The 5,310-nt window shown below is 32.1% G+C and carries 7 protein-coding genes; all 7 read left to right on the top strand.

Annotation, left to right across the window (positions count from 1 at the left end; all coding sequences use genetic code 11):
* Positions 1-390, top strand: a 390-nt coding sequence (locus tag U9R42_01985) for a transcriptional regulator (GenBank protein MEA3494783.1), incomplete at its 5' end; no start/stop codon positions are given.
* On the top strand, positions 387-587 hold the full coding sequence (locus tag U9R42_01980; protein ID MEA3494782.1) for a hypothetical protein: 201 nt from the start codon (positions 387-389) through the stop codon (positions 585-587). The genes U9R42_01985 and U9R42_01980, both read left to right, overlap by 4 nt.
* 86 nt (positions 588-673) lie before the next feature.
* The gene (locus tag U9R42_01975) at positions 674-1,807 is read left to right on the top strand and encodes an AAA family ATPase (GenBank protein ID MEA3494781.1); all 1,134 of its coding nucleotides are present in this window, start codon (positions 674-676) and stop codon (positions 1,805-1,807) included.
* Positions 1,808-2,123: 316 nt separating this feature from the next.
* Positions 2,124-2,354, top strand: coding sequence for a ferredoxin family protein (locus tag U9R42_01970; protein MEA3494780.1), 231 nt, complete (start codon positions 2,124-2,126; stop codon positions 2,352-2,354).
* A 24-nt stretch (positions 2,355-2,378) separates the two neighbouring features.
* On the top strand, positions 2,379-3,461 hold the full coding sequence (locus U9R42_01965; protein ID MEA3494779.1) for a 3-methyl-2-oxobutanoate dehydrogenase subunit VorB: 1,083 nt from the start codon (positions 2,379-2,381) through the stop codon (positions 3,459-3,461).
* Between the two features lie 2 nt (positions 3,462-3,463).
* Positions 3,464-4,255, top strand: coding sequence for a thiamine pyrophosphate-dependent enzyme (locus U9R42_01960; GenBank protein ID MEA3494778.1), 792 nt, complete (start codon positions 3,464-3,466; stop codon positions 4,253-4,255).
* Between the two features lie 24 nt (positions 4,256-4,279).
* Positions 4,280-4,822, top strand: coding sequence for a 2-oxoacid:acceptor oxidoreductase family protein (locus U9R42_01955; protein MEA3494777.1), 543 nt, complete (start codon positions 4,280-4,282; stop codon positions 4,820-4,822).
* Positions 4,823-5,310 lie beyond the last annotated feature (488 nt).

Genomic DNA, 5,310 nt, shown 5'->3' with positions numbered 1-5,310 from the left:
ACGGCATATATCGAAAGATTGGGCACCGGCACAACCGATATGATAAAAAAAGCAAAAAAAGCCGAACTGAAAGAACCTGTTTTTATTCAGGAGGATATGTTCAGAACTATTGTTTATCGTGAACAAATCAAGGAAGTTACCCCCCAAGTAACCCCCCAAGTAACCCCCCAAGTAAAAAGACTTATAAAACATTTTATTGAGATAATGAGTAGGGAAGAAATCCAGAAAGCACTTAATTTAACTGATAAAAGGAATTATGTGACAAATTATCAAAACCCGGCTATTGAGGGTGGATACATAGAGATGACTCAGCCTGATTCCCCTAAAAGTCCAACTCAAAAATATCGCCTTACAAAAAAAGGTTTAGCTTTAAAAAGTAGGATTAAATGATATATCAAAGATTAATAGAAGCTGTTTTTATTCAGGAAGATATGTTTAGGACTATTGTTTATCGTAAACAAATATCTGAAGTTACCCACCAAGTAACAGGGCAAGTAACAGGGCGAGTAAAGGAACAAGTTGTATATATTAACCGAAAACTACCCACTCTATTAACCGAAAAGTATCCACCTAAAAAAAAAAATTAACGACCTTAGTTTTTTAAAAAAAACAGCATTATTATTTGCTTGCTTGACAGAATTATTGTAAATTGCGTCATCAAATTGACAGTATTATGGATTATTTAGTCAGGGATATATCGGAAAACATAATTTCAAAATTACAACCGAATAAAGTTGTTTTAGTTTTTGGAGCAAGAAGAGTTGGTAAAACTATTTTAGTTAAAAGAATATTAACTGAAATAAATGAACCCATTTTAACTCTAAATGGAGAAGATATAAATGTACACGACAAACTTTCTGTTAGGTCAGCAGAAAATTATAAACAAATTTTGGGGTCATATAAATTTCTGTATATAGATGAAGCTCAAAAAATACCTGATATTGGTCAGAAGCTAAAACTAATGATTGATGAAATTGAAGGATTAAGAATTATTATTTCAGGTTCATCATCTTTTGATATAAATAAAAATACAGGAGAACCTTTAACGGGTAGGAAATATACATTTAATCTTTATGCTTTTTCCGAAGCAGAATACAAGCAAGTAGAAAACAATATATCGAAAATTGATAAAATAAGGGAAAGGCTAATTTTTGGAAATTATCCTGAATTAATACATATACCTGATAAAGTTGATAAAATTGATTATTTGAATGAAATGATTAGTTCATATCTTTTGAAAGACATCCTTGTTTATGAAAACATTAAGAATTCGCAGAAGATATTTAATTTATTAAGATTAATTGCTTTCCAAATTGGAGGAGAAGTATCAATGCAGGAATTGGGAAAAAAATTGGGGCTAAGTAAAAATACAGTAGAGAAGTATTTAGATTTATTAAGCAAGGTTTATATTCTTCATAAAGTAGAAGGATTTAGTAGAAATTTACGAAAAGAAATAACGAAAAATTCAAGATGGTATTTCTTAGATAATGGAATTAGAAATGCAGTAATTGCTAACTTCAATCCAATTGCATCAAGAAATGATATTGGACAATTGTGGGAAAACTATATGATAAGTGAAAGGATAAAATATCAAAACAATAATAGAATATCTTCAAATAATTATTTTTGGCGAACGTATGAACAGCAGGAAATTGATTGGATTGAAGAACGAGATGGCAATCTATTTGGGTATGAATTTAAATGGAAAGAAGTGAAAGTTAAAACACCTTCTCAGTGGAAAAGTGCATATCCACAAGCGTCATTTGAAGTAGTAAATTCAACTAATTTTACAGAATGGTTGAAATAAATTACTAAAAGCAGTCAAGTGGATAAAATGGAATTTTAGCCCTAAACATCTCACAACTTGTCCTGCTTCAGCAGGAGAACCGTATCCCACAAAAAAAACGGGGCAGGTTATTAAGGGAGGTTCTATAGGAAAATGATTTCTGCAAGTTTAAGCTCCGAAAGTCAATAAATAAGTATCACAAGAAATTGCAAACTCCTGATTTTATGAGTAATAAAAAAATAATTAAATAAGTTTTAAAAAAATCATTTTTTTTTTAACATTTGTGCAAAAAAATAATGTTTACGCATTATATTTAAACAAATTTAAAATAAAAAATATGGCAAAAATAAAAGGTGCTATTGTCGTTGACACAGAAGAATGCAAAGGATGTGAACTTTGTACTGAAGCATGTCCAATGGATGTTATCGCTATGGCAAAAGAAGTAAATGCAAAAGGTTATCATTATTCATACATGGAAAATCCTGAAGCATGTACAGGTTGCTCTAATTGTGCAATAGTTTGTCCAGATGGAGTAATTACTGTATATAGAAAAAGAATAACCGAATAATTCATCCCCAAAAAAATTAAAAAAATGACAGAAATAAAATTAATGAAAGGAAATGAAGCGGTAGCAGAAGCAGCTATCCTTGCAGGAGCAGATGGGTATTTCGGCTATCCGATTACTCCGCAATCAGAAGTTTTAGAATATTTTATGATTGAAAAGCCACATGAAAGAACCGGTATGGTTATTCTTCAAGCAGAGTCGGAAGTTGCAGCAATAAATATGGTTTATGGAGGAGCAGCTGCCGGCAAAAAAGTAATGACATCATCATCAAGCCCCGGTGTTAGCCTAAAGCAAGAAGGACTATCATATATAGCCGGTGCCGAATTACCATGTCTTATTGTTAATGTTCAAAGAGGAGGTCCTGGTTTAGGAACAATTCAACCTTCACAATCAGATTATTTTCAATCTGTAAAAGGTGGTGGACATGGTGATTACAAACTAATTGTTCTTGCACCTTCTTCAGTACAGGAAATGGCTGATTTTGTTTCACTTGGTTTTGATTTAGCTTTTAAATACAGAAATCCTGTAATGATACTTTCTGATGGTGTTATTGGACAAATGATGGAAAAAGTTGAATTTAAACCACAGCAAAAACGACTTACTGAAGAAGAAATAATGAAGAAATGCCCATGGGCAACTACAGGAAAAACTCCTGATAGGGAAAGAAATATTATTACATCATTAGAACTTGTTTCCGAAAAACAAGAACTACATAATATTAAATTACAGAAGAAGTACAAAAAAATGATAGATACTGAAGTGCTTTTTGAAAAATTTGATTGTGATGATGCTGAATATTTAATTGTTGCTTTTGGCTCCTCAGCACGTATTTGCAGTAAAGCAGTAAAAACATTAAGAGAAAATGGAGTAAAAGTTGGTTTACTAAGACCAATAACTCTTTTCCCTTTCCCAACAGAAGAAATAAATAAATTAGCAGATCAAGTAAAAGGGATTTTATCAGTAGAAATGAATGCCGGTCAAATGGTAGAAGATATCAGACTTGCAGTAAATGGAAAAGTGAAAGTTGAACATTTTGGTAGAATGGGTGGAGTAATAGCTATGCCAAATGAGGTTGTAGAAGCACTCAATAATAAATTAATAGGAGGTTAATCATGTCAGAAAATATAGGAATAAAAGATATTATCAGTGAAGAAAATTTGGTTTATTCAAAAACCAAATTGATGACAGATAAAACATTATCATATTGCCCGGGTTGTGGTCATGGAACGGCTCATCGTATTACAATGGAAATTGTTGAAGAACTTGGAATACAGGCAGACACAGTTGGAGTAGCACCTGTAGGTTGTTCTGTTCTTGCTTACGAATTTATGAATGTTGATATGCAACAAGCTGCTCACGGAAGAGCTCCAGCAGTGGCAACAGCTTTAAAAAGATTAATGCCTGAAAAATACATCTTTACTTATCAAGGAGATGGTGATTTGGCTGCAATTGGTACAGCGGAAACTATTCATGCTTGTAACAGAGGCGAAAATTTTACTATTATTTTTGTAAATAATGGAATATATGGAATGACAGGAGGACAAATGGCTCCTACTACACTTCCTGGGATGAAGTCATCAACTTCCCCTTTCGGTAGGGATGTTGAATTGATGGGAAATCCTTTAAAAATAACAGAACTAATAGCTCAATTGCCGGGTACTCATTATGTTACAAGACAAGCGGTTCATACACCGGGAAATGTAAGAAAAGCTAAAAAAGCCATTAGAAAAGCATTTGAAAATCAAACTTTAAACAAAGGTATTTCCTTTGTAGAAATTGTTTCTAATTGTAATTCAGGTTGGAAAATGACTCCTTTGGATGCTAATAAATGGATGGTTGACAATATGTTTCCTTTCTATCCTTTAGGAGATATTAAGGTTGATGGTGAAATTGTAAACAAATAATTTTAACTCTAAAATTAAAAAATTATGACAGAAGAAATAATTATAGCAGGATTTGGCGGTCAAGGTGTTCTTTCAATGGGAAAGATTATTGCCTATTCCGGAATTATGCAAGACCAAGAAGTAAGCTGGATGCCATCTTACGGTCCAGAAATGAGAGGTGGAACAGCAAATGTTACTGTTATCGTTAGCGACAACAAAGTAAGCTCTCCGCTTTTAAATGAATATGATACAGCAATTATCCTCAATCAACAATCAATGGATAAGTTTGAGGAAACAGTTAAGCCGGGAGGCGTTTTACTCTACGACCCTAACGGAATAAGTAAAAATCCGACTAGAAAAGATATTAAAATTTATAAAATTACTGCTACTGCGGAAGCAACAGGAATGGGAAATCCCAAAATATTTAATATGATAGTTCTAGGTGGATATTTGAAAATCAAACCTATTCTGAAAATGGAAAATGTTATCAAAGGTTTAAAAAAATCATTACCGGAGAGACATCACCATCTTATTCCTCTTAATGAAAAAGCAATTACTAAAGGTTTAGAATTAGTAAAAGAAACTTAAAAGCTATTTCATATTTTTATTAACTCACTCCTTTTCTTTCAATAAAATTTGGAAGGAAAGGAGATTTTTTTGAGTAATACCAATTAAATTTCAAATATGCCGCTTAATAAACTGAACTTTGGCACTATGCTTAACGTATTGATTACTCTCCATTTACATCGTATAGCAAAACACAGTTTATGACCGCTCAGCATATATATTGTCGTAAAAATATCGAATATTGACCACGTTCGCTGTAGCTTTAGCGGTTGCGAAACAAGGAATTATTAATAATGAAATTTGCTGAGTAGTAACAACATATTTAGTGGCTATAAGAAAACTCGTATATTTTTGACTGTTAGAATATTATGTGTATTTTGTTGCTTGAATCTAATGTCATAAAGTAGTCATTTGATTGTCATTAAGTTACAAAACCCAATGACAGCTTGGCTAAATGACTATTAATGACAATTGAATGACTTTTACATTCACATCCATTATTAATTCAA

The sequence above is a fragment of the Bacteroidota bacterium genome (assembly GCA_034723125.1).
Classification (GTDB): Bacteria; Bacteroidota; Bacteroidia; order CAILMK01; family JAAYUY01; genus JAYEOP01.
The sequence above is the reverse complement of the archived record's forward strand: the minus strand, read 5'-3'. Positions and strand labels throughout refer to the sequence as shown.